The 21,656-nt window shown below is 64.8% G+C and carries 23 protein-coding genes; 18 read left to right on the plus strand and 5 right to left on the minus strand.

What is annotated here, in order from left to right; translation table 11 throughout:
* Window positions 1-21: 21 nt before the first annotated feature.
* Window positions 22-1,428 (plus strand): dihydrolipoyl dehydrogenase, encoded by a 1,407-nt coding sequence (gene lpdA / locus P9273_RS16775; protein ID WP_278049909.1) that lies wholly within the window; start codon window positions 22-24, stop codon window positions 1,426-1,428.
* Window positions 1,429-2,127: 699 nt separating this feature from the next.
* On the opposite strand, the gene P9273_RS16780 is transcribed toward lpdA, so the two are convergent.
* Together P9273_RS16780 and P9273_RS16785 are read right to left on the minus strand one after the other, a co-directional pair.
* Complete coding sequence (locus P9273_RS16780) at window positions 2,128-3,192, minus strand: TraB/GumN family protein (RefSeq protein ID WP_278049910.1); 1,065 nt, start codon at window positions 3,190-3,192, stop codon at window positions 2,128-2,130.
* Between the two features lie 116 nt (window positions 3,193-3,308).
* The gene (locus P9273_RS16785) at window positions 3,309-4,247 is read right to left on the minus strand and encodes a tyrosine recombinase XerC (protein ID WP_278049911.1); all 939 of its coding nucleotides are present in this window, start codon (window positions 4,245-4,247) and stop codon (window positions 3,309-3,311) included.
* Window positions 4,248-4,345: 98 nt separating this feature from the next.
* Between P9273_RS16785 and rimM the strand changes: the two genes are divergently transcribed.
* Together rimM and trmD are read left to right on the plus strand one after the other, a co-directional pair.
* Window positions 4,346-4,942, plus strand: coding sequence for a ribosome maturation factor RimM (gene rimM, locus P9273_RS16790; RefSeq protein WP_278049912.1), 597 nt, complete (start codon window positions 4,346-4,348; stop codon window positions 4,940-4,942).
* Window positions 4,939-5,820: a tRNA (guanosine(37)-N1)-methyltransferase TrmD gene (gene trmD / locus P9273_RS16795; protein ID WP_442920231.1), complete on the plus strand. Its 882-nt coding sequence runs from the start codon at window positions 4,939-4,941 to the stop codon at window positions 5,818-5,820. Before rimM ends, trmD begins: the two co-directional genes overlap by 4 nt.
* 15 nt (window positions 5,821-5,835) lie before the next feature.
* On the opposite strand, the gene P9273_RS16805 is transcribed toward trmD, so the two are convergent.
* Window positions 5,836-6,588: a sulfite exporter TauE/SafE family protein gene (locus P9273_RS16805; protein ID WP_278049913.1), complete on the minus strand. Its 753-nt coding sequence runs from the start codon at window positions 6,586-6,588 to the stop codon at window positions 5,836-5,838.
* 365 nt (window positions 6,589-6,953) lie between these two features.
* On the opposite strand from P9273_RS16805, the gene rplS reads away from it, so the two are divergent.
* From rplS to leuC, 7 genes are all read left to right on the plus strand, one after another.
* A complete protein-coding gene (gene rplS, locus P9273_RS16810) occupies window positions 6,954-7,472 on the plus strand; it encodes a 50S ribosomal protein L19 (protein ID WP_040996377.1) in 519 nt (172 codons plus the stop codon).
* A gap of 156 nt (window positions 7,473-7,628) precedes the next feature.
* Window positions 7,629-8,048 carry an organic hydroperoxide resistance protein gene (locus P9273_RS16815; RefSeq protein ID WP_278049914.1) on the plus strand — a complete coding sequence of 140 codons (420 nt, stop codon included), beginning with the start codon at window positions 7,629-7,631 and terminating at the stop codon, window positions 8,046-8,048.
* Complete coding sequence (locus P9273_RS16820) at window positions 8,045-8,545, plus strand: MarR family winged helix-turn-helix transcriptional regulator (protein ID WP_278049915.1); 501 nt, start codon at window positions 8,045-8,047, stop codon at window positions 8,543-8,545. Before P9273_RS16815 ends, P9273_RS16820 begins: the two co-directional genes overlap by 4 nt.
* A 170-nt stretch (window positions 8,546-8,715) precedes the next feature.
* Window positions 8,716-9,513 (plus strand): transporter substrate-binding domain-containing protein, encoded by a 798-nt coding sequence (locus tag P9273_RS16825; protein ID WP_040996381.1) that lies wholly within the window; start codon window positions 8,716-8,718, stop codon window positions 9,511-9,513.
* 339 nt (window positions 9,514-9,852) lie between these two features.
* On the plus strand, window positions 9,853-10,665 hold the full coding sequence (locus P9273_RS16830) for an amino acid ABC transporter permease (RefSeq protein WP_040996383.1): 813 nt from the start codon (window positions 9,853-9,855) through the stop codon (window positions 10,663-10,665).
* A 194-nt stretch (window positions 10,666-10,859) separates the two neighbouring features.
* On the plus strand, window positions 10,860-11,510 hold the full coding sequence (locus P9273_RS16835; protein ID WP_278049916.1) for a class I SAM-dependent DNA methyltransferase: 651 nt from the start codon (window positions 10,860-10,862) through the stop codon (window positions 11,508-11,510).
* 554 nt (window positions 11,511-12,064) lie between these two features.
* Window positions 12,065-13,474 (plus strand): 3-isopropylmalate dehydratase large subunit, encoded by a 1,410-nt coding sequence (gene leuC, locus P9273_RS16840; RefSeq protein WP_278049917.1) that lies wholly within the window; start codon window positions 12,065-12,067, stop codon window positions 13,472-13,474.
* A 61-nt stretch (window positions 13,475-13,535) separates the two neighbouring features.
* Here the strand turns inward: leuC and P9273_RS16845 are convergent, their stop codons facing one another.
* Window positions 13,536-13,841: a hypothetical protein gene (locus P9273_RS16845; RefSeq protein ID WP_040996388.1), complete on the minus strand. Its 306-nt coding sequence runs from the start codon at window positions 13,839-13,841 to the stop codon at window positions 13,536-13,538.
* A 160-nt stretch (window positions 13,842-14,001) separates the two neighbouring features.
* Between P9273_RS16845 and P9273_RS16850 the strand changes: the two genes are divergently transcribed.
* Window positions 14,002-15,198: a GGDEF domain-containing protein gene (locus tag P9273_RS16850; RefSeq protein ID WP_278049918.1), complete on the plus strand. Its 1,197-nt coding sequence runs from the start codon at window positions 14,002-14,004 to the stop codon at window positions 15,196-15,198.
* A gap of 117 nt (window positions 15,199-15,315) precedes the next feature.
* On the opposite strand, the gene P9273_RS16855 is transcribed toward P9273_RS16850, so the two are convergent.
* Window positions 15,316-15,672, minus strand: coding sequence for a hypothetical protein (locus P9273_RS16855; RefSeq protein ID WP_278049919.1), 357 nt, complete (start codon window positions 15,670-15,672; stop codon window positions 15,316-15,318).
* A 360-nt stretch (window positions 15,673-16,032) separates the two neighbouring features.
* Between P9273_RS16855 and P9273_RS16860 the strand changes: the two genes are divergently transcribed.
* From P9273_RS16860 to P9273_RS16890, 7 genes are all read left to right on the plus strand, one after another.
* Window positions 16,033-16,554, plus strand: coding sequence for a hypothetical protein (locus P9273_RS16860; RefSeq protein ID WP_278049920.1), 522 nt, complete (start codon window positions 16,033-16,035; stop codon window positions 16,552-16,554).
* A 227-nt stretch (window positions 16,555-16,781) separates the two neighbouring features.
* Complete coding sequence (sdhC, locus tag P9273_RS16865) at window positions 16,782-17,204, plus strand: succinate dehydrogenase, cytochrome b556 subunit (protein ID WP_278049921.1); 423 nt, start codon at window positions 16,782-16,784, stop codon at window positions 17,202-17,204.
* The gene (sdhD, locus tag P9273_RS16870) at window positions 17,204-17,599 is read left to right on the plus strand and encodes a succinate dehydrogenase, hydrophobic membrane anchor protein (protein ID WP_278049922.1); all 396 of its coding nucleotides are present in this window, start codon (window positions 17,204-17,206) and stop codon (window positions 17,597-17,599) included. Before sdhC ends, sdhD begins: the two co-directional genes overlap by 1 nt.
* 4 nt (window positions 17,600-17,603) lie before the next feature.
* Window positions 17,604-19,439: a succinate dehydrogenase flavoprotein subunit gene (sdhA, locus tag P9273_RS16875; protein ID WP_278049923.1), complete on the plus strand. Its 1,836-nt coding sequence runs from the start codon at window positions 17,604-17,606 to the stop codon at window positions 19,437-19,439.
* Window positions 19,440-19,441: 2 nt separating this feature from the next.
* Window positions 19,442-19,876: a DUF3052 family protein gene (locus P9273_RS16880; protein WP_278049924.1), complete on the plus strand. Its 435-nt coding sequence runs from the start codon at window positions 19,442-19,444 to the stop codon at window positions 19,874-19,876.
* Window positions 19,876-20,655, plus strand: coding sequence for a succinate dehydrogenase iron-sulfur subunit (locus P9273_RS16885; RefSeq protein WP_278049925.1), 780 nt, complete (start codon window positions 19,876-19,878; stop codon window positions 20,653-20,655). The genes P9273_RS16880 and P9273_RS16885 overlap by 1 nt, the downstream gene beginning before the upstream one ends.
* A 233-nt stretch (window positions 20,656-20,888) precedes the next feature.
* Entirely contained in the window at window positions 20,889-21,515 is a 627-nt protein-coding gene (locus P9273_RS16890; protein WP_278049926.1) for a YceH family protein, read from the plus strand.
* The last annotated feature ends 141 nt before the right edge of the window (window positions 21,516-21,656 follow it).

Here is a 21,656-nt window from a genome sequence, read left to right on the forward strand (position 1 = left end):
GCCAAAGCAAAGGACAGTTTCATGGCTTATGACGTCGTAATCATCGGATCGGGACCGGGCGGCTATGTCTGCGCCATCAAGGCGGCGCAGCTCGGCCTGAAGACGGCGGTGGTCGAGAAGGACGCAACCTTCGGCGGCACCTGCCTCAACATCGGCTGCATTCCCTCCAAGGCGCTGCTCCATGCCTCCGAGATGTTCGCGGAAGCCGGCCATGCTTTCGATACGCTGGGCATTGAGTTACCGGCGCCGAAGCTCAATTTGAAGAAGATGATGGCGCACAAGGACGCGACGGTCGCCTCCAACGTCAACGGCGTCGCCTTCCTGTTCAAGAAGAACAAGATCGACAGCTTCCGCGGCACCGGCAAGGTGATTTCCGCCGGCAAGATTTCTGTGACCGGCGAGGACGGTAAGGTCGAGGAAATCGAAACGAAGAACATCGTCATCGCCACCGGCTCCGACGTCGCCGGCATTCCGGGCGTCAAGGTGGATTTCGACGAGAAGGTGATCATCTCCTCGACCGGCGCGCTGTCGCTGGCCAAGGTGCCCGCCACCCTCGTGGTGGTCGGCGGCGGCGTCATCGGGCTGGAGCTCGGCTCGGTGTGGGCCAGGCTCGGCGCCAAGGTCACGGTCGTCGAGTTCCTCGACACCATTCTCGGCGGCATGGACGGCGAGGTATCGAAGCAGTTCCAGCGGCTACTGTCCAAGCAGGGTTTCGAGTTCAAGCTCGGCGCCAAGGTCACCGGCGTCCTCAAGACCAAAAAGGGCGCGACCGTCACCTTCGAGCCGGTCAAGGGCGGCGCGGCCGAAACCATCGAGGCCGACGTGGTGCTGGTCGCCACCGGACGGCGCCCCTATGCCGACAGCCTCGGGCTGAAGGAAGCAGGCGTCGAGGTCGACGAGCGCGGCCGGGTGAAGACCGACGGGCATCTCAGGACCAATGTCCCCGGCATCTATGCCATAGGCGACGTCGTCGCGGGGCCGATGCTGGCGCACAAGGCCGAGGACGAGGGTGTCGCGGTGGCAGAGACGATCGCCGGCCAGGCCGGCCATGTGAACTACGACGTCATCCCGAGCGTCGTCTACACCAGCCCGGAAATCGCCTCCGTCGGCAAGACCGAGGAGGAATTGAAGAAGGCAGGCATCGACTACAAGGTCGGGAAATTCCCGTTCAGCGCCAATGGCCGCGCGCGCGCCATGCTGCACACCGACGGTTTCGTGAAGATCCTGGCCGACAAAGCGAGCGACCGCGTGCTCGGCGTCCATATCGTCGGCTTCGGCGCCGGCGAGATGATCCACGAGGCGGCGGTGCTGATGGAATTCGGCGGCTCGTCGGAAGACCTCGCCCGCACCTGCCACGCGCATCCGACCATGTCGGAAGCGGTGAAGGAAGCGGCGCTGGCGACGTTCTTCAAGCCGATCCATATTTAGTCGGTAAGGGCCGTAGCTCGCGACCTCGTCATTCTATGGCGAAGCAAGGAGTGGAGCGACGCAGCGCAGACCAGAGAATCCATGCCGTGACGCTAAGGCTTTGCAACAATTACAGATTCTGCACCGTTGCACTCTATGGCAACAGTGGCCGCATGGATACTCGGATCAAGCCCGAGTAGGACAAGGCGTGGTTGCCCCGAACAAAACGGCCCGCCTTTCGGCGGGCCGTTCGTTCTTAAGCTGCAGCCCGATTACTGAGCCGGAGCCGGAGCAGGCGCCGGAGCAGGGGTCGGCGCGGGTGCAGGAGTCGGGGCTGGCGCCGGAGTGGGCGCAGGTGCCGGCTCGGGCGCCGGAGTTGGCGTTGCGGGCGCGGGAGCCGGCGTGCTGGCAGCCGGGGGCTCAGCCGTGGCGGGGCCATGCTCGCCGCCGCTTCTGCCAAAGACATAATACGCAACGATGGCCAGGATAATGACAACAAGGGCGATCAGCCACCCGCTGCCGCCACCACCGCCACGCGAGGGGGGAGGCGTGCTCGAAGGGGTGTAGGGATCGTTAGGGTTCGCCATGAAACGTGTCCTCCTTGGATGAAAGTCATCAAAATAACAGCCATCAACGCGCTGAGCCCGGATCGGGTTTCACGCGAACGGACGGAAAGCGCTGAAAAACCGGCGTTTTCAGGTCCGCCAGCCGCCAGACGACTCAGTTGACGGCGGTAACACTATACCCTGCCTTGCGAAAATCCTCGACCAGTCCTTCCGGACCGGGCAGATGCATGGCACCGACGGCCATGAAGACGCTGCCCTTGGCCAAAATCGGCCCGGCATGCGCGGCCATCACCTTGTTGCGGCTGGTGATCATAGCCTGCTCGAAGGCGGCATAGCCGGCCTGGTCGTCGGCGGCGTCGGGCAGCACCGCCTTGAAGAGCGGCCAGAACATGCCGACCTCCCCGCGCTGGTAGAGCACGATCATCGTTTCGTTCACGTCGTTCACCTTGTCGCCGAGCTTCATCGTCTCGACCAGGCTCTTCATGTGAAATTCGAGCGGCAGCGAGGCCATGGCGCGCAGCTGATCGACGGCGGTCTCGAGTCCTTCGACGTCCTTGCCCGAGGCCTTGGCCTCCGAGGCCAGCTTGATGTCCAGCACGGGTTCGCCGGCGCTCTGGCGCGCCACCTCGCAAGCCGGCAGCGCCATCATCGCCGACAGGATCCACGGCTTCATCTTGGCGACCGTTGCCGGCGGAATGCCGCGGGCGTCGAGCCCTTTGTTCAACGCCGCCGCATCTTCGGGCGACAGCAGCGACGACAGCGTGGTGTTGTCGGTGAACATCATCAAGCCGGGTTCGCTTGCCATCGCGGCCATCATCTTGGCCTTGTCCATCGCATCGGTGGTTTCGATGACGATGGTGTCGGCGCCGTCATAGGCCTTTTGCGCGGCTGCCGGCAGCGTGGTGACACGCGTATCCGTCATGTGCATGGTGCCGAACAAGTAGGACGGCTTTTCGCCCGGTTTCTCCAGCTTCCACAGCAGGCCCTTGCCGTTGGGAACCGTCGCCGCTTCCGCTTCGACCTTCTTGAAGGCGGCGGGATCGTTCCTTTCCAGCGCGGACAGAAGATCGGTACCCACGCAATTGGGCGTTTCGGCATGCGCCCGGCCCGCAAGCACCAGAACGACGAGGAAAGACAGGAAAAACAGCAGGTTGAGCGCTACGAGCAGCTTCAACGAGACAAGGGCCGCGCGGTCGGCGATGGCGATGACGCGTTTCATGGAAAGGGTCTTAGCGCTGAAAAGCGGCAAAACGGTTAATCAGCGGAGCGAAATTGTTCGCGGTGCGGTGAGCTGCCGGATGGTGGTTAGCGGAAGCGCCCATTGAAGTCCGGGGGTCACGCCCTTGGATGCGCCTTCTCGTAGATATCGAGCAGCCTCGCGGTGTCGACGCCGGTGTAGATCTGCGTGGTCGATAGGCTGGCGTGGCCGAGCAGTTCCTGGATGGTGCGCAGATCGCCGCCGCGGCCAAGCAGATGGGTAGCGAAGGAGTGGCGCAGGGCATGCGGCGTCGCGGTGTCCGGCAGGTTGAGCGCCGATCGGAGCTTCGCCATCTCGCGCTGGACGATGGCCGGCTTGAGCGGGCCGCCGCGCGCGCCACGGAAGAGCAGGCCCTCGGGACCGATATGGAAAGGGCAGAGCCGGCGGTATTCGGCGACCGCCCTGCGGGCCACCGGCAGTACCGGCACCAGCCGCGTCTTGCCGCCCTTGCCGGTGACGCGCAGCACGGTGTCGGCTTCCGTGGCGAGGTCGCCGCCGGTGAGCCCAAGCGCTTCCGAGATGCGCAGGCCGGAGCCGTAGAGGAGCGTCAGCACGGCGGCGTTGCGGGCGGCGATCCAGGGTTCGTCGGCAAGCTGGCCTTCGACGGCCACGACCTGTTTCGCATCGCTCGCCGTCAGCGGCTTGGGCAGCGATTTCGGCTGGCGTGGCGCGCGCAGCGCCGCCGCGCCAGCCGCATTGACCATCCCGCGTTTTTCGAGAAAGCGCAGCAGCGAGCGGATGCCGGCAAGGCCGCGTCCCAGCGTGCGTGCGCCGGCGCCTTCATTGCGGCGCGCGGCGAGGAAGCCGCGCAAATCGGCGGGGCGCAGGTCGGCAATGTCCGAAATGCCGGGTGCGCCGCCGCAATGACCGGTCAGGAAATGCAGGAATTGGCGGGTGTCGCGTTCATAGGCCTCGACGGTCTCCGGTGACAGGCGGCGCTCATGCGCGAGCGTCTTCAGCCAGGTCTCGCGCGCCGCCTGGAGATCGGGTTTTGCCGGGATGAGAAATTCCTGCATGAGGGCAGTTTCGGGCATGCGGGTTAGGAAGCGGTGAAGAGGCCCTCATTGAAATGATGGCTTGACGGGATTAGAGCAGGGCAAAGGAAGCGCCGCCCATGTCGAAGCTCGAAAATCCCGTACAGATGGCCGTGATCGGTGCCGCGCACGGCATCAAGGGCGAATTGCGGGTGAAAGCCTTCACCGGCGATCCGCTGGCTCTGGCCGATTACGGCCCGCTTCATGCCAAGGACGGCCGCACCTTCCAGATCACCGATATCAGGCCGGCCGGGACTGTAGTGGTGGTGCGCTTCAAGGGCGTCAACGACCGCAATGCCGCCGAGGCTTTGGCCGGCACCGAGCTTTTCGTCGACCGCTGGGTGCTGCCCGACGACGGCGAGGAGGACGAGTTCTATCACGCCGATCTCATCGGCCTCGATGTCAGGGACGATACCGGCGTCATCGGCAAGATCGTCGCCGTGCATAATTTCGGCGGCGGCGACATACTCGACGTCACGCTTGCCGGCCGGAAGGGCGTGCTGATCCCGTTCACGCAGGCCGCGGTGCCGCATGTCTCTATCGCCGACGGCTTCGTCGAGGTCGATCCGCTCGCGGCCGGGCTGGTCGACGACGAGGAAAGCGAGGCGCCGGGCCGGTCCGGTTTCGACCCGAAGGGCCGGCCGCGCGGGCCGAAGGACGCCGGGGGCAACCGTTGAGCTTTGCCGCTTCGGTGCTGACGCTCTATCCGGAGATGTTTCCGGGGGCGCTCGGCCTGTCACTCGCCGGCCGCGCGCTGGAGGCCGGCACATGGTCGCTCGAGGCCATCCAGATCCGCGATTTCGCCACCGACAAGCATCGCACCGTCGACGACACTCCGGCCGGCGGCGGCGCCGGCATGGTGATGCGCGCCGACGTGCTGGCGCGCGCCATCGACCACGCCTCGCCGCCGGGCGATAAGCGTCCAAGGCTGCTGATGAGCCCGCGAGGCAGGCAGCTGACGCAGGCCCGCGTGCGGGAGCTTGCCGCCGGCCCGGGCGCCGTCATCCTGTGCGGCCGCTTCGAGGGCGTCGACCAGCGGCTGATCGAGGCGCGGGAACTGGAAGAGGTCTCGATCGGCGATTTCATCCTGTCGGGCGGCGAGCCGGCGGCGCTTGTGCTGCTCGATGCCGTGGTGCGGCTGCTGCCCGGCGTCATGGGCAATGCGGCGTCGGGTGAGGATGAGAGCTTTGAGAACGATCGGCTTGAGCATCCGCACTACACGCGGCCGCAAGAGTTTGAGGGCAGGCCCATCCCGGATGTGCTAATCTCCGGCAATCACAAAAAAATAGCGGAGTGGCGCCGGGCCGAGTCGGAAAAGCTTACAATGGACCGGCGACCCGCCTTACGCACTGCCATTCAGAAGGTGAGCTACGATCCGTTGACCAAGGTCCTTTCAATATGGTTCAACCCCAGCGGTGATCGCTATGACTACGAGGGGGTCGAGCCCGAGATCTATACGGCCTTCGCCGCGGCTTCTTCTAAAGGTCGATACTTTATCGAACACGTTCGTGATCGGCACAGGCTACGCTTTGTCGAACAGGGCCGCGTGCATTGAGCTACCGATCCCGCCTCAGCCTTTGGTGAAATAGTAGAAAGCCAGAAGCAGGCCGACCGCGACGACGAAGCCGCGCACCACGGCCTGCGGCACGCGCTTGGCGATCCACACCCCGGCGTAGCCGCCGAGCGCCACACCCGGGATCATGACAACCGCCTGCGGCCAGGCGACGACGCCTCCGGAAACGAAAACCAGGATGGCGACGACCGCGATCACGATGGACAGCATGTTCTTCAACGCGTTGAGCCGGTGGTAATCGCCGGCTTGCGTCAGGCCGAGCGTGGCCAGCATCATCACGCCCATGCCGGCGCCGAAGAAGCCGCCATAGACCGCGGTCGCGAATTGAACAAGCGAACCGGCGAGGGAGCCTACCGAGGCCTGGTGCTCCGGCCCCGCCGCGGGCTTCAGCCATGGCCCGGCGGCGAACAGCGCGGTCGCGGCGATGAGCAGCCAGGGCACAAGGGCGCGGAAGGACGGGTTGGACAGCGCGAGCAGGATGAGCGAGCCGGCCAGCGCGCCGAGCGCGGAAATCAGGCATAGCAGCAGGGCGCCGCGCCAGAAATGCCGGATATCGATCCAATAGGCGAGCGTCGAGGTAATGTAACCCGGCAGCTGCGTCACCGAGGAGGTGGCGTTGGCGACGATCGGCGGCAGGCCGACCAGCGTCATGGCGCCGAAGGTCAGGAAAGTGCCGCCGCCGGCGACCGCATTGGCGGCGCCTGAGGCAAAGCCGGAGAGGAAGAGCAGGACGGCATCGTAGAGCGTCATTAGGCGGGCCTGGAAGTTGGACTTTTCCCCGCTTAGAAAGCTTGCAAGGCTTGTGCAACCCGGCACGGCGACGATGCGATGGTGCCATGAGCGCAAAAAATACGCCTCGAGGTCCTTTTTGATGCGTGTCGTGGTCCCAGAACCGCTCGCACTTCCGGGCGACACGCATTAGGGCGTGACAAAGCGCCGAAATAGCTGTATGTCGCCGCCCGAACCGGAAGAACGATCTTCCGGACCCGTCAACAAGTGCGGTGTAGCCGTCCCTGCCCGATGTTTCGACAAAGGGCATAGCCGAGCGGTCGATGGAACTGCAAGGCGAGTTGAGGACGCTCTGACTGTCGGAAGAACAAGAAGTGGATATTGAGATGGATCTCATCCGTCAGCTCGAGGCCGAGCAGGCCGCCAAGATCGAAGCCAAGCGCAAACTGCCCGAATTCCAGCCGGGCGACACCGTGCGCGTCCAGGTGCGCGTCACCGAAGGCAGCCGCACCCGCGTCCAGGCCTATGAGGGCGTCGTCATCGCCCGCTCCGGCTCGGGGTTCCAGGAAAATTTCACCGTACGCAAGATCTCCTACGGCGAAGGCGTCGAGCGCGTGTTCCCGGTCTACTCGCCGATGGTCGAGGGCGTCGAGATCGTGCGCCGCGGCAAGGTTCGCCGCGCCAAGCTCTATTATCTGCGCGACCGCCGCGGCAAGTCCGCCCGCATTTCGGAAAACACCGGCGTGCGCGCCCGCAAGCTGAACGACGAAGAGCGTGATGCGCTGAACGCCGAGCGTGCCCGCATCGAGGCCGAGAAGGTCGCCGCCGCTCAGGCGCTGGCCGCCGAGACGGCCGCCAAGGAAGCCGCCGAGAAGAAGGCCGCCGAGGCCGCTTCCGCCGAATAAGGCTTTTGCGAGACAGGTTTTGGAAAGGCGGCTTCGGCCGCCTTTTTCGTTTTCACCGAGCTGTGATCGCTTACCGCAGGAAAACCGCCGCACCGGCATTGACCGCAAATTATCTTGTACACTAAATAATTGTGCACAAATCAATGGAGATCGAGAATGTCTGCACTCTACACCGCCCAAGCTCACGTCAGCGGCGGCCGCAACGGCCATGGCGAGACCAGCGACGGCCTGCTCAAGGTCGATCTGGCGATGCCGAAGGAACTCGGCGGCAAGGGTGGCGCGACCAATCCCGAGCAGCTCTTCGCCGTCGGCTACGCCGCGTGCTTCGAGAGCGCGGTGCGCTTCGTCGCCCGTCAGCAGAAGTTGCCGCTTGAGGGCGCTTCCGTCACGTCCACGGTCAGCCTTTATCCGAACGACCAGGGCGGATTCCGGCTCGGTGTCGCGCTGGCGGCGGAGATTAAGGGGCTTGATCAGCCGGGCGCCGAGGCGCTTGTATCGGAAGCGCACAAGATCTGCCCCTATTCCAACGCCATTCGGGGCAATATCGACGTGGCGCTCTCGGCAAAGGCTGCATGACGACGACGACGGAAACCACGACCAGGCAAGCCTCGGCACAGCATGCCGGGGCGCTCGAGGTGCCGCGCCTCGACCAGCAGCTTTGCTTCGCGCTCTATTCGGCAAGCGGGCTGATGACGAAGCTTTACCGGCCGCTGCTCGATCCGCTCGGCCTCACTTATCCGCAATATCTGGCGATGCTGGCGCTGTGGCAGCATTCGCCGAGCACGATCGGCGAGCTCGGCGCGGCACTTGGGCTCGATTCGGCGACGCTGACGCCGCTGATCAAGCGCATGGAAGCGGGCGGCCTGGTGACGCGCCGGCGCGATACCGCCGACGAACGCCGGGTGCTTGTCGAGCCGACCGCGAAGGGCGAGGCGCTGCGGGCGAAGATGAAGGACGTGCAGGAAGGGCTAGCCTGCGGCATGCCGCTGGAGCGGGCCGAGCTCAAGGCCCTGCACGGCACGCTGACACGCCTGGTCGCCGGCTTGCGCGAAGCCACGGCCGATCGGAACTGAACGCCGCAAAGGCCGTCCTCAAAACCTTCCTCGAAGAGCATCGATTCACGTATTGGCCGACCGGCGGCAATACGGACCGGCTTGCATGGCGCATGCGGAAAGCTAAAGTCGGCGCCTGATTTGTCCTGGCGCGCGGGGATCGTGCGGCCAATCACGTTCGGGAGTTTGTCATGACCAAGTCGAAACTGCTGCTGGCGGCACTGCTCGCCTGCCTTCTCGCGCCTGTCGCCGCGCTCGCCGACAATCTGCCCGATCTTGGCGGCAGGAAGGTCGTGGTGGTGACGGAAAACGCCTATCCGCCGCTGCAGTTCATCGACAAGAAGACCGGCAAGCAGATCGGCTGGGAATATGACGCCATGGACGAGATCGCCAAGCGGCTGAACTTCAAGGTCGAGTACCAGAACACCTCCTGGGACGCGATGATCCAGGCGGTTTCCGACAACCAGTACAACATCGGCATGACCGGCATCACCATCAAGGACGATCGCAAGGAGAAGGTCGACTTCTCCGACCCCTATATGCGCTCGGAGCAGTTCATGCTGGTGCGCGGCGACGAAAGCCGCTTCACCGATGCCAAGAGCTTCGCCGCCTTCAAGGACGGGCTGATCGGCGCCCAGCCCGGCACGACGCCCTTCTACACCGCCGTCTACAGCGTCCTCGACGGCAACGAGCAGAACCCGCGCATCAAACTGTTCGAGACCTTCGGCGCGACCGTGCAGGCGCTGAAGTCGGGCGACGTCGACGTGGTGCTGACCGACGGCACCGCCGGCAAGGGCTATGTCGATGCCTCCGAAGGCAAGCTGAAGCTGATCGGCGGACCGCTCGGCACTGAGGATTTCGGCTTCATCTTCCCGAAGGGCTCGGACCTGGTGAAGCCGGTGAATGCCGCGATCGCTTCGCTGAAGGCGGACGGCACGTTGGACAAGCTCAACAAGAAGTGGTTCCTCGATTACAAGATGGGGCAGTGAGCTCGTCTTGTTGCGCGCGGTGAGTTTGCAGGAAATCGCGCTGACGTCGCGCCCAGGCCCCCCTCTCTGCCCTGCCGGCCCCGGCCCTTCGCTGTCGCTCCGGGCGTTCGTCCTTCGAAAAGCCAAGCAATTGGCTTTTCGTCCGCTACGCGGACCTCTCCTCCCCCCCCGCAAGGGGGGAGATTGGCAGCTCCGGCCTCTAGCTCAATCCTGCGACGTCGAAAATTGGCGAAAGCCTACGCGACATCTGATCTCCCCCTTTGCGGGGGAGATGCCCGGCAGGGCAGAGGGGGGTGTGCCGGAACGCGACCTTCGCAACGACCTTGCCGGCATCGCCTGATGGCAACGCCTATATCCACCCCCAAACCAGAATTCCCCTGGTGGCTGGCCGCGGCTGCCGTCCTTGCTTTGGCCGCCGCGCTCTCCATCGCTTCCAGCGATCTCTACGCGCAAGTCTTCGCCACCGTCGCCAAGGGCATCGGCATCACCATCTTCGTCACCGTTGTCGCCTTCGCCTTGGCCTCGGCGCTTGGGCTCGGCATCGCGCTGATGGCGCTGTCGGGATCGCAATGGCTTCGGCAGATAGCGCGTTTCTATGTCGAGATCATCCGCGGTGTGCCGATCCTGGTGCTGTTGTTCTGGATCGCCTTTGCCGGCGCGCCGGCCTTCGTCGCGGCCTGGAATGCGCTGACCGCGCCGCTGCAGAGCGCCGGCCTGATCGGCGAACTGCTGGTGCGCGACGTGTCGCTGCTGTGGCGGGCCATCATGGCTTTGACCATCGGTTATTCGGCCTTCATCTCGGAAGTGTTCCGCGCCGGCATCCAGTCGGTCGAGAGAGGCCAGATCGAAGCCGCCAAGGCGCTCGGGCTCAGCCGGGCGCAGCGCTTCCGGCTGATCGTGTTCCCGCAGGCGATCCGCATGATCCTGCCGCCGCTCGGCAACGACTTCGTCGCCATGGTCAAGGATTCATCCCTGGTCTCGGTGCTCGGCGTCGCCGACATCACGCAGATCGGCAAGATCTATGCCGCGGGCTCCTTCCGCTTCTTCGAGACCTATTCGATCGTCGCCTATATCTATCTCATCCTGACCGTCGGCCTGTCGCTGGCGCTGCGGGCGCTGGAGCAGCGGCTGCGCCGCCAGCATCAGGAATAGCGGGCAGCAAAAGTCCGCGCTACGATCCAGGGTATGTTGATATTCAGGTGACGCCGGCCTGCAAATGATGGTTTTCTGCGCTTCCGGTACTCACGGACCCGAATGTCCGCTCCGCTCCGGCTCTCGAAAGCCACCATTTTCGGCTCGGCCTGACCCGAATCTCAACACACCCCAAGGCCCGGGAGGACTGTTTCATGAATTTCGACAAGGCCAATGCGGCGCTGGATTCCGTCTATTCGGCCGACTCGCCGGAAGGGCTCGCCAAGGCCTATGCCGACTGGGCCGCGACCTATGACAGCGAGACCGCCTCGCTCGGCTATCTCCTGCCGTTCCTGATCACCGCCTGGGTGGCGCGGCATGTTCCGGGGGGCGAAGGCCCGCTGCTCGACGCCGGCTGCGGCACGGGCCTGTCGGGGCCGTCGCTGAAGGCCTTGGGCTATGGCGACATCGCCGGGCTCGACCTCTCCGACGACATGCTGAAGATCGCCGGCAGCCGGCAGGCCGGCGGCAAGCCGGCCTATAGCGAGCTGAAGAAAGCGATGCTCGGCGGCCCTCTGCCCTGGCCCGACCGGCATTTCCGCGCCTTCTTCTCGACCGGCGTCTTCACCATCGGCCATGCGCCGGCTTCCGGCCTGCACGAGCTGGTGCGCATCACCAAGGGTGGCGGCCACGCCATCTTCACCGTGCGCGACCAGGTGTTCGAGAGCGGCGGCTTCCAGGCGGTGTTCGACGAGCTGATAGAGACGGGGAAATGGCGCCTGGTCGAGCAGAGCCCGTGGTTCCGCTGCTACGCGATCGGCGATCCGGACGCGCTGGTGAAGACTTTCGTGTTCGAGGTGCTCTAAAGGGTGAGCTCGCCGACCTTGGCTCCCTTCCTCTCCCTCCGGAGGGGGGAGAGGTGGCGCTGCGAAGCAGCGACGGAGTGGGGGAAGGCGGTCCTCAAATGCGCTGCCGCTGACAACCTGCCCCAGAGCCCGATCAGGCCGAGGCATTGCTCGGTTTGAAATAACCGTGGCTGAGCCAGGTCGACCCCCACTCCGTCGAGCTTCGCTCGCCACCTCTCCCCCGATCGACGGGGGAGAGGAAGGGAGCTATTCGCCGACACTGCGTTCTGCCTCTGTCCTCCGGGGTGGAAGTGACGGGCGAGGAAACCAGATCCTGCCGCTAATTGCCGAAAAGCCAAAACATTGCTATCTACCCCGCCATGGAAAAGCTTTTCAGCGATCCGGCCTATAAGGGTTTCGTGCTGCAGGACAGAAAGCGCCTGCCGTCGCGATTTGCCGCGCGGGTCTGTGGCGCGCTCACCAGCCGACTTAGCCTGGCCGTCTGATCGAAGTCGCTCGCCGGCGGAAAGCCGCGCCGGCTTTTCCCATTTCTCATATCGACGGATTTTACGCACATGAGCGCACCGCGCACCCTCTACGACAAGATCTTCGACGACCACACGGTCGACCGCCAGGACGACGGCACCTGCCTGCTCTATATCGACCGCCATCTCGTGCACGAGGTCACCAGCCCGCAGGCTTTCGAAGGCCTGCGCATGAGCAACCGCAAGGTCCGCCATCCGGAAAAGACGCTGGCCGTGGTCGACCACAACGTGCCGACCTCGCCCGAGCGCAAGTTCGGCATCAAGAACGAGGAGAGCCGCATCCAGGTCGAGGCGCTGGCCAAGAACGCCAAGGATTTCGGCATCGACTATTATTCCGAGAACGACGTCCGCCAAGGCATCGTCCACATCATCGGGCCGGAGCAGGGTTTCACGCTGCCGGGCATGACCATCGTTTGCGGCGACAGCCATACCTCCACGCATGGCGCGTTCGGCGCGCTGGCGCATGGCATCGGCACGTCGGAGGTCGAGCATGTGCTGGCGACGCAAACGCTGATCCAGCGCAAGGCCAAGAATATGCTGGTGCGCGTCGACGGCCAGCTGCCGGAAGGCGTCACCGCCAAGGACATCATCCTCGCCATCATCGGCGAGATCGGCACCGCCGGCGGCACCGGCTACGTCATCGAATATGCGGGCGAAGCGATCCGCTCGCTGTCGATGGAAGGCCGCATGACGATCTGCAACATGTCGATCGAAGGCGGCGCCCGCGCAGGCCTGATCGCGCCGGACGAGACGACCTTCGCCTATGTCAAGGACAAGCCGCGCGCGCCGAAGGGTGCCGCCTGGGATGCGGCGCTCGCCTATTGGAAGACGCTGCATTCCGACGAGGGCGCGCATTTCGACAAGGTCGTCGTGCTCGACGCGCAAAAGCTGCCGCCGATCGTCTCCTGGGGTTCTTCGCCGGAGGACGTCGTCTCCGTGCAGGGCATCGTGCCCAATCCGGAAGAGATCGCGGACGAGACCAAGCGTATGTCGAAGCTCCGCGCGCTCGATTATATGGGGCTGACGCCCGGGACCAAGATCACCGATATCGCGCTCGACCGCGTCTTCATCGGCTCCTGCACCAACGGCCGCATCGAGGACCTGCGCGCCGCCGCCAAGGTGGTCGAGGGCAAGAAGGTCAATCCGCGCGTCAACGCCATGATCGTGCCGGGCTCGGGCCTGGTGAAGGAACAGGCGGAGGCCGAAGGCCTCGACAAGATCTTCCTCGCCGCCGGCTTCGATTGGCGCGAGCCGGGCTGCTCGATGTGTCTGGCCATGAACGACGACCGGCTGAAGCCGCATGAGCGTTGCGCCTCGACCTCGAACCGCAATTTCGAAGGCCGCCAGGGCTTCAAGGGCCGCACGCACCTGGTGTCGCCGGCCATGGCGGCGGCCGCCGCGATCGCCGGCCATTTCGTCGACATCCGCGACTGGAAGTAACGGCCCAGCCGCAAGCTCACAAAGGCCCGGACAGGACGTCCGGGCCTTTGCTTTTAGCGATCTACCTGCGAATGATCTCGTGGAACTCCTCGCGCCGGCCGGGCTGATCAGCGGCGACGACCAATGCCAGTTTCCGCTCGTCGAAGATTTTGAACCATTCGTCCCACTCCACGAGCTCGTAGCCGCCGGCGTTGATCGGACGCTCCGGGCGGTCGGTGTCCTCATAGGCGTTCTGCCCGAAAACCAGCCGCAGCATAGCCTGCGTTCCGGCCTCTGGCGAGACGTCGACGATGGCCGGGAAGCCGGCGCGCGCCGCCGCCCAGGAGCGGATTTCATCGTGGTTCGTCAAAGTGATCGTGTCGGCCATCTCGATCGTCTCCCGTCTGGCGTCTCCTGTCTGGCCGGACAACGCCGCTCCGGCAGGCCGGTTCCGCGTGGCACGCGATGGGTCTATCGGGGGCTTAACCGCTTGTTTGGGCTTGCCCCCTTATATCTCCCCTTGGGTAAGTTGGGAAAGTCGCGGTCCTTTGGACACCGGTCTGCTCATAGCGCTGCTCAATCCGACGATAGCGCTGGCGCTCGGCGCTGCGTTCCTCCTGCTGTGGTCCTATCAGCGCCATCGTCCGTATCTGGCGGCGCTTGGCGCGAGCTACTGCCTGTCGGCGCCGGGTTTCCTGCTGCAATATTTCACGCTTCCGATGGGCGTGGCGCTGACCAAGCTCGTTTCCAACATCTGCTTCACGATCGCGGCCTGCTGCCTCTCCAGCGCGATTATCGCGCGCTACGGGCGGCGCGTGCCCTATGTCGGCATCGGCATCGTGACCGGCGGCGGGCTCGCCGCCTTCATCTGGTTCATGTTCGTTCAGCCGGATCTCACCTGGCGCGTGCTGGTCATGAATTTCGGCTTCGGCGCGCTCAGCCTGCTGGTCGCCGCGGAACTCAGAACGGTGCGCCACAACGGTCCGACCGAAAAGATCCTGTTCGCGCTGTCGCTGCTTTCCGCGCTGAATTTCATTGCCCGCACGCTGATCGTCGTCATCGCGCATGGGCCGTTCCCCAGCTATGACGGCTTCTACGGCTCGTCCTACTGGACGACGGCGCTGCTGTCGCACGCCTTGCTGTCGCTGCTGATCGCGCTTTGCCTGTTCACGGCCGCGGCGCTCGATGTGATGAAGGCGCTGAAGACCGAGACCCATACCGATCCGCTCTCGGGGATCCTCAACCGCCGCGGTTTCGAGGAGCGGGCGACCCTATTGCTCGACCAGTGCGGCAGGGCGGGCTTTCCCGTCGCCCTGGTGCTGGCCGATCTCGATCACTTCAAGGCGCTGAACGACCAGCACGGACACGAGGCCGGCGACCGGGTAATCGCCGACTTCGCCGCCAAGCTGCGCGCCGCCACCGGCGCGCGCGGGGCTGCCGGCCGCGTCGGCGGCGAAGAGTTCGCCGTGCTTCTGCCGCTGAGCGACCTTGCCTCGGCAAGGCTCTTCGCCGAAGCGATCCGTGCCGTCTATTCGGCCGGCGCGATCGATGGCCTGCCTGCCGGCATCAGAGTCACCGCGAGCTTCGGCGTCGCCGCCCGCTCCGGCAGGGAAGGGCTGATGCCGTTGATGCGGCGCGCCGACGAGGCGCTCTACAAGGCCAAGAAGAACGGCCGCGACAGCGTGCGGCTCTCATATGAGAGGCCCGAGGCCGCCTTCGTTGCCGAGCCGTTCGCCGTCGGCTGAGGCAAATCTACAATCGCGGCGGCAAGGTTACGGCGAAGTCGCAGTATGCGTGGAGATTGACGCTACGACTGTCTGCGCGTGTCAGGCGCGCTGCGGCGCCGTCAGCGCCGGTTATCTTCAACGGCAGGGGCTGAGATTGGGCATCTCGCCGTCGGAAAGCCCGTACATATAGGAGCGGCCTTTGACCAGCACCGGCGGTTGGTAGCAGCCGGGCGCGCCGACCTCGTCCGCGTCGTCATAAACGACATCCGGCTGGCCGGCGCCGGTGTATTCGGAAAGTTTTTTCGCGAGCTTGCCCTCGCCGACGATGATGCGCTTGTAGCCGGCGGCGCTGTCGATGACGAGATTGCCGAAGGAATCGGCATAGACGCGGTCGTGATGGCGCAAGCCGGCTTCGGCCGGCGCGGCGATCGCCGTCACCAGCCCTGCCAGCGCCGCGGCGGCAATGCTTGCCCGCACTGATTTCGAACGCATGTCGCTCTCCCTTGATCGGCGCGAGGTCGCGCCCGCATTCCGGTTCGAATCGGAAATTAACCCTTTCTTAACCTTTGTTAAGAGGCGGCAGGCTTTCGGGCGCCGGCTCTTAAGGAACATGGTTAATTTTTGGAGGGCCGGGTTCCCAGGCGGCGAGGCGGTCCGGAGCTGGGCTGACTCGGCGTGAACTTGATCTTGCGGCGCCGCGTGTCTACAGCGGTCCACCGATTCACGGAAAAGGCAGCCGCCTTTCTTTGTTTCGACGCAATTCCGGATGGAAGGCAATGGCGAGGCGCCGAACCCAACCGTTCACACTTTTCCCGGAATTGCTGTAGCGTGCCGCGCATGAAAGGGCAGCGCATGAGCTTTGGCCACAGGGTCCGGGTGTCGATCACCATCCCGCTGCTTTTCGCGGCTGCGGCCTGCGTGCCGCAGGACGGCGCGCCGAAGGCGGCTAATGCCGCGCCGCCCGCCGCCTCGGCTGCTCCGGCCCCGCAGTCCGCCGCACCTGTGGCGCCGGCGGCAGCTGCAACGCCCCCCATACCCGGCGCGGCTCCGATACCGACTACGGCCCCGGCACCTGCAACGACCAAGACGCCTGCGGCGCCCGCGACCAAGATCGTCACCGACCTTACTGTGCCACGATTCCGCATCGGCACGGCCACCTACAGATGCGGCAATGGCGGCATGATCACCATCCAGAATCTCGGCTCGTCGTTGCGCGTGGTCCGCCCGGATGGCACGGCCGAGGAATTCGCGGCCTCGCCCGCCAACCAGAGCAGCCGTTACCAGGAAGCGGCGACGCATGACGCAATCGTGATCGACGGACGCGAAGCGCTGGTGATGAAGAGGGGATCGACGCCGCAGACCTGCCGGCGATAGCCCTTCTGTTGCACTGCAACGAAACGCTGCGCCGGCTTCGAAACAGCCGCTAATCGATTGAAGCGCACACCGCCAATTTGTCAGACTAAATGACGTTTCCAAAACGATTTTCCGGCTTTGACGCGGTGCAAAAAGCGCATTAGAAACCGCCTGTCCGGAGCCATATATGAGGGGCGGAAAACGCTGCTTCTCGGTAGCGGCATTCGGGACGCCGAACTGGGGCAGCCATGAGCAAATCACCAGCCACCCGCGCAGTTGCCAGACGTGAAAGGCCGCTCTCGCCGCATCTGACGGTCTACCGGCCGCCGATCACGATGACGATGTCGATCATCCATCGCATCACCGGCGGCGCGCTTTATTTCGGAACGCTGCTGGTGGCGGCTTGGCTGATCGCCGCCGCGAGCTCGCAGGCCGCCTTCGACTGGGTCAACTGGGCATTTGGTTCGTGGATCGGCCGGCTGGTTCTGTTCGGCTACACCTGGGCGCTGATGCACCACATGCTGGGCGGGCTGCGCCACCTCATCTGGGACACCGGGGCTGGACTGGAAAAACATACCGCGTCGAGGATCGCCTGGGCGACGCTTGCCGGCTCGATCGTGCTCACGCTGTTGATCTGGATCGCCGGCTACATGGCGCGGGGAGCTTTCTGATGAGCGCGAACAACACGGACATGCGCACGCCGCTGGCGAGGGTCCGCGGCCTCGGTTCGGCCCGCGAGGGCACCGGGCATTTCTGGCGGCAGCGGCTGACGGCGATCGCCAACATTCCGTTGATCCTGTTCTTCGTCGGCTTCCTGATCGCGGTCAACGGCCATGACTACGCGGATGTGCGGGCGGCGCTTGCGAACCCGTTGGTGGCGGTCATGCTCGGGCTGGTGCTGATCTCGCCGCTCTATCACATGCGCATCGGCATGCAGGTGATCATCGAGGATTATGTGCATGGCGAGGGCATGAAGCTGGCCCTGATCGCCCTCAATACATTCTTTTCGGTAGCAGTCGGCGTCGCTTCGCTGTTTGCCCTGCTCAAACTCGCATTCGGAGGCTGACGTCTTGGCCAACGCAAATATCGCCGGCACCGCTTCCGCCTACACTTTTGTCGATCACAAATTCGATGTGGTGATCGTCGGCGCCGGCGGCGCCGGGCTGCGCGCCACGCTCGGCATGGCCGAGCAGGGGCTGCGCACCGCCTGCATCACCAAAGTGTTCCCGACCCGCTCGCACACCGTTGCCGCGCAGGGCGGCATCGCCGCTTCGCTGTCGAACATGGGCCCGGATTCCTGGCAGTGGCACATGTACGACACCGTCAAGGGTTCGGACTGGCTGGGCGACGTCGACGCCATGGAATATATGGTGCGCGAGGCGCCGGCTGCGGTCTACGAGCTCGAGCATTACGGCGTGCCGTTCTCGCGCACCGAGGAAGGCAAGATCTATCAGCGGCCGTTCGGCGGCCACATGATGAATTATGGCGACGGTCCGCCGGTGCAGCGCACCTGCGCCGCCGCCGACCGCACCGGCCACGCCATCCTGCACACGCTCTACGGCCAGTCGCTGAAGAACAACGCGCAGTTCTTCATCGAGTATTTCGCGCTCGACCTGATCATGGAACCGGACGGCACCTGCACCGGCGTCGTCGCCTGGAACCTCGACGACGGCACCATCCACCGTTTCTCGGCCAAGATGGTGGTGCTGGCGACGGGCGGCTATGGCCGCGCCTATTTCTCCGCCACCTCGGCGCATACCTGCACCGGCGACGGCGGCGGCATGGCGGCCAGGGCCGGGCTGCCGCTGCAGGACATGGAGTTCGTGCAGTTCCATCCGACCGGCATCTACGGCGCCGGCTGCCTGATCACCGAAGGCGCGCGCGGCGAGGGCGGCTATCTCGTCAATTCCGAGGGCGAGCGCTTCATGGAGCGCTACGCGCCGTCGGCCAAGGACCTCGCCTCGCGCGACGTCGTCTCGCGCTGCATGACGCTGGAGATCCGCGAGGGCCGCGGCGTCGGCAAGAAGAAAGACCACATCTTCCTGCATCTCGACCATCTCGACCCGGCCGTGCTGCATGAGCGGCTGCCGGGTATTTCCGAATCGGCCAAGATCTTCGCCGGCGTCGACCTCACCAAGGAGCCGATCCCGGTGCTGCCGACGGTGCACTACAATATGGGCGGCGTGCCGACCAATTACTGGGGCGAGGCGCTCAACCCGACGCCAGAGAATCCCGACCGCGTGTCGCCCGGCCTGATGGCCGTCGGCGAGGCCGGCTGCGCTTCGGTGCATGGCGCCAACCGGCTTGGCTCGAATTCGCTGATCGACCTCGTCGTGTTCGGGCGGGCGGCCGCCATCCGCGCCGGCCAGGTGATCGACCGCAAATCGGCGATCCCGTCACCCAATGAAGCTTCGGTCGAAAAGATCATGGAGCGCTTCGACCGGCTGCGCCACGCCAACGGCTCGATTCCGACGGCGGTGCTGCGCGAGAGAATGCAGCGCGCCATGCAGGAAGACGCCGCCGTATTCCGCACGCAGGAATCACTTGAGAACGGCTGCAAGCGCATTTCGGAACTCTGGGGCGAGCTCAAGGACATCAAAGTCACCGACCGCTCGATGATCTGGAATTCCGACCTCGTCGAGACTCTTGAGCTGGAGAACCTGATGGCCAACGCCATCACCACGGTCTACGGCGCCGAGGCGCGCAAGGAGAGCCGTGGCGCGCATGCGCGTGAGGATTTCGACAAGCGCGACGACGCCAACTGGCGCAAGCATACGCTTGCGCATCTCAGCGAAGACGGCACGGTGACGCTCACCTACCGGCCGGTGCATACCGAGCCGCTGCTGGCAGAGACGGACGGCGGCATCAGCCTGGCCAAGATCGCGCCGAAGGCGAGGGTCTACTGACCATGGCATTGGCGGCCGCGGGATATTCCGGCACGCCCCTTCCGGCCAAGCTCGGCCTGAAGGACGGCATGGTCGCTGCCTTCATCGCGCTGCCGCCGGAGCTCGAGGACCTTGCTGAAGCGGTGTCCTTCGCCGAGGTCGATCGGCTGCCGAAGTGGTCGGCGATCTCGGGCAGCCGGAAATACGATGCCGTGCACGCCTTCACCCGGCGGCGCGCCGAGATCGAGGACGGCTTGGCCGACATCGAGACGGCGATCAAGCGCGACGGCATGGTCTGGGTCTCCTGGCCGAAGAAGGCCTCGAAGGTGCCGACCGACGTCACCGAGGATGTGATCCGCGCCGAGGCGCTGAAGCGCGACCTGGTCGACGTCAAGGTCGCCGCCGTCAACGAAATCTGGTCCGGGCTGAAGCTCGTCATCCGAAAGGACCGCAGGTAATGGTCGAACTCACGCTTCCCAAGAATTCGCAGATCAAGCAGGGCAAGACCTGGCCGAAGCCGGAGGGCGCGACGAACCTGCGCGAATACCGCATCTACCGCTGGTCGCCGGATGACGACGAGAACCCGCGCATGGACACCTACTTCGTCGACATGGACGATTGCGGCCCGATGGTTCTCGACGCGCTTCTGTGGATCAAGAACAAGATCGACCCGACGCTGACGCTGCGCCGTTCCTGCCGCGAAGGCATTTGCGGCTCCTGCGCCATGAACATCGACGGCTCCAACACGCTGGCCTGCACCAAGGGCGCGGAGGACATTTCGGGCGCGGTGAAGGTCTATCCGCTGCCGCACATGGCCGTGATCAAGGACCTTGTGCCCGACCTCACCAATTTCTACGCCCAGCATGCCTCGATCCAGCCGTGGCTGCAGACGGTCTCGCCGACGCCCGCCAAGGAATGGCTGCAGAGCCATGAGGATCGCGAGAAGCTCGACGGGCTCTATGAATGCATCCTGTGCGCCTGCTGCTCGACGTCCTGCCCAAGCTATTGGTGGAACGGCGACCGCTATCTCGGCCCGGCCACTTTGCTGCAGGCCTATCGCTGGCTGATCGACAGCCGCGACGAGGCGACGGGCGAGCGGCTCGACAATCTCGAAGACCCGTTCCGGCTCTATCGCTGCCACACCATCATGAATTGCGCGCAGACCTGCCCGAAGGGTCTCAATCCCGCCAAGGCGATCGCGGAAATCAAGAAGATGATGGTGGAGCGCCGCGTTTAGGCTTCGGCTGATCGCTCGCGACAATCCCGAACGCAGCGTTCCTTCACACCTCCCTCTGTCCTGCCGGACATCTCTCCCGCAAGGGGGGGAGATTGGCTGTCATAACGGCTTTCGCTAATCTCCGACATTGCAACAAGGGGCGAGCGGCGCCGCAACTGCTGCCCCCTTGCGGGGGAGATGGCCGGCAGGCCAGAGGGGTGCTGTCCCTCCAGCGCCAAAAAGGATGCCAACCAATGACCGATCTCCCCCTTCTCTCCGCCGTCGAAGCGCGCGTGCTGGGCTCGCTGATCGAGAAGAAGGAGCTGACGCCGGACGTCTATCCACTGACGCTCAACGGCGCGCATCAGGCCGCCAACCAGAAGACCGCGCGTGAGCCGGTGATGGCGCTGGAGCTGACGGAAGTCCGGCGGGCGCTGAGCACGCTCGAGCAGAAAGGCCTGGTGCGCCAGGCCTTCGCTTCGCGCGTCGAGCGCTACGAGCATTTGATGGCGCAGCGCTTTTCGCTGACCACGCCGCAGATCGCCGTCGTCGGCCTCTTGCTCCTGCGCGGCGCGCAGACGGCGCATGAATTGCTCGCCCGTTCGGAGCGCATGACGCGCTTTGCCTCGATCGAGGAGCTTCGCGACAATCTCGATTTGATGATCGGCCGCCGGCCGCCGCTGATCCAGCTGCTCGAACGCGCGCCCGGGCAGCGCGAGGAGCGCTATGTGCATCTCTTGAGCGGGCCGGTGGAAGCAGCCGCGATGGCGGCGCCTTGGCAGTCGCGGGCGCCGGCAGACTCCGACCTTGAAGCGCGGGTCAAGGCGCTGGAGGAAGAAGTCGCGGCATTGCGGGCGAAGATAGAGGCGCTGGGCGGCTAGCCACTACGGGAAATGTCGGCGGGACAGCGCCCCCCTCTGTTCTGCCGGACTCCCCCCCTAGACTAGGGAGATTGGCAGTTCCGGCGCCGGCGCCCTTCTTTCACCGTCGGCGATTGGCGAAAGCCAACGCGACATCCGATC

This window comes from Mesorhizobium sp. WSM4935 (genome assembly GCF_029625735.1).
Lineage (GTDB): Bacteria > Pseudomonadota > Alphaproteobacteria > Rhizobiales > Rhizobiaceae > Mesorhizobium.

Bases quoted from the DNA above. Each gene is read 5' to 3' on its own strand.
- lpdA (WP_278049909.1), top strand. From the start codon at position 22: ATGGCTTATGACGTCGTAATCATCGGATCGGGACCGGGCGGCTATGTC.
- P9273_RS16780 (WP_278049910.1), bottom strand. From the start codon at position 3,192: ATGAAACGCGTCATCGCCATCGCCGACCGCGCGGCCCTTGTCTCGTTG.
- P9273_RS16785 (WP_278049911.1), bottom strand. From the start codon at position 4,247: ATGCAGGAATTTCTCATCCCGGCAAAACCCGATCTCCAGGCGGCGCGC.
- rimM (WP_278049912.1), top strand. From the start codon at position 4,346: ATGTCGAAGCTCGAAAATCCCGTACAGATGGCCGTGATCGGTGCCGCG.
- P9273_RS16805 (WP_278049913.1), bottom strand. From the start codon at position 6,588: ATGACGCTCTACGATGCCGTCCTGCTCTTCCTCTCCGGCTTTGCCTCA.
- rplS (WP_040996377.1), top strand. From the start codon at position 6,954: ATGGATCTCATCCGTCAGCTCGAGGCCGAGCAGGCCGCCAAGATCGAA.
- P9273_RS16815 (WP_278049914.1), top strand. From the start codon at position 7,629: ATGTCTGCACTCTACACCGCCCAAGCTCACGTCAGCGGCGGCCGCAAC.
- P9273_RS16820 (WP_278049915.1), top strand. From the start codon at position 8,045: ATGACGACGACGACGGAAACCACGACCAGGCAAGCCTCGGCACAGCAT.
- P9273_RS16825 (WP_040996381.1), top strand. From the start codon at position 8,716: ATGACCAAGTCGAAACTGCTGCTGGCGGCACTGCTCGCCTGCCTTCTC.
- P9273_RS16830 (WP_040996383.1), top strand. From the start codon at position 9,853: ATGGCAACGCCTATATCCACCCCCAAACCAGAATTCCCCTGGTGGCTG.
- P9273_RS16835 (WP_278049916.1), top strand. From the start codon at position 10,860: ATGAATTTCGACAAGGCCAATGCGGCGCTGGATTCCGTCTATTCGGCC.
- leuC (WP_278049917.1), top strand. From the start codon at position 12,065: ATGAGCGCACCGCGCACCCTCTACGACAAGATCTTCGACGACCACACG.
- P9273_RS16845 (WP_040996388.1), bottom strand. From the start codon at position 13,841: ATGGCCGACACGATCACTTTGACGAACCACGATGAAATCCGCTCCTGG.
- P9273_RS16855 (WP_278049919.1), bottom strand. From the start codon at position 15,672: ATGCGTTCGAAATCAGTGCGGGCAAGCATTGCCGCCGCGGCGCTGGCA.
- P9273_RS16860 (WP_278049920.1), top strand. From the start codon at position 16,033: ATGAGCTTTGGCCACAGGGTCCGGGTGTCGATCACCATCCCGCTGCTT.
- sdhC (WP_278049921.1), top strand. From the start codon at position 16,782: ATGAGCAAATCACCAGCCACCCGCGCAGTTGCCAGACGTGAAAGGCCG.
- sdhD (WP_278049922.1), top strand. From the start codon at position 17,204: ATGAGCGCGAACAACACGGACATGCGCACGCCGCTGGCGAGGGTCCGC.
- P9273_RS16880 (WP_278049924.1), top strand. From the start codon at position 19,442: ATGGCATTGGCGGCCGCGGGATATTCCGGCACGCCCCTTCCGGCCAAG.
- P9273_RS16885 (WP_278049925.1), top strand. From the start codon at position 19,876: ATGGTCGAACTCACGCTTCCCAAGAATTCGCAGATCAAGCAGGGCAAG.
- P9273_RS16890 (WP_278049926.1), top strand. From the start codon at position 20,889: ATGACCGATCTCCCCCTTCTCTCCGCCGTCGAAGCGCGCGTGCTGGGC.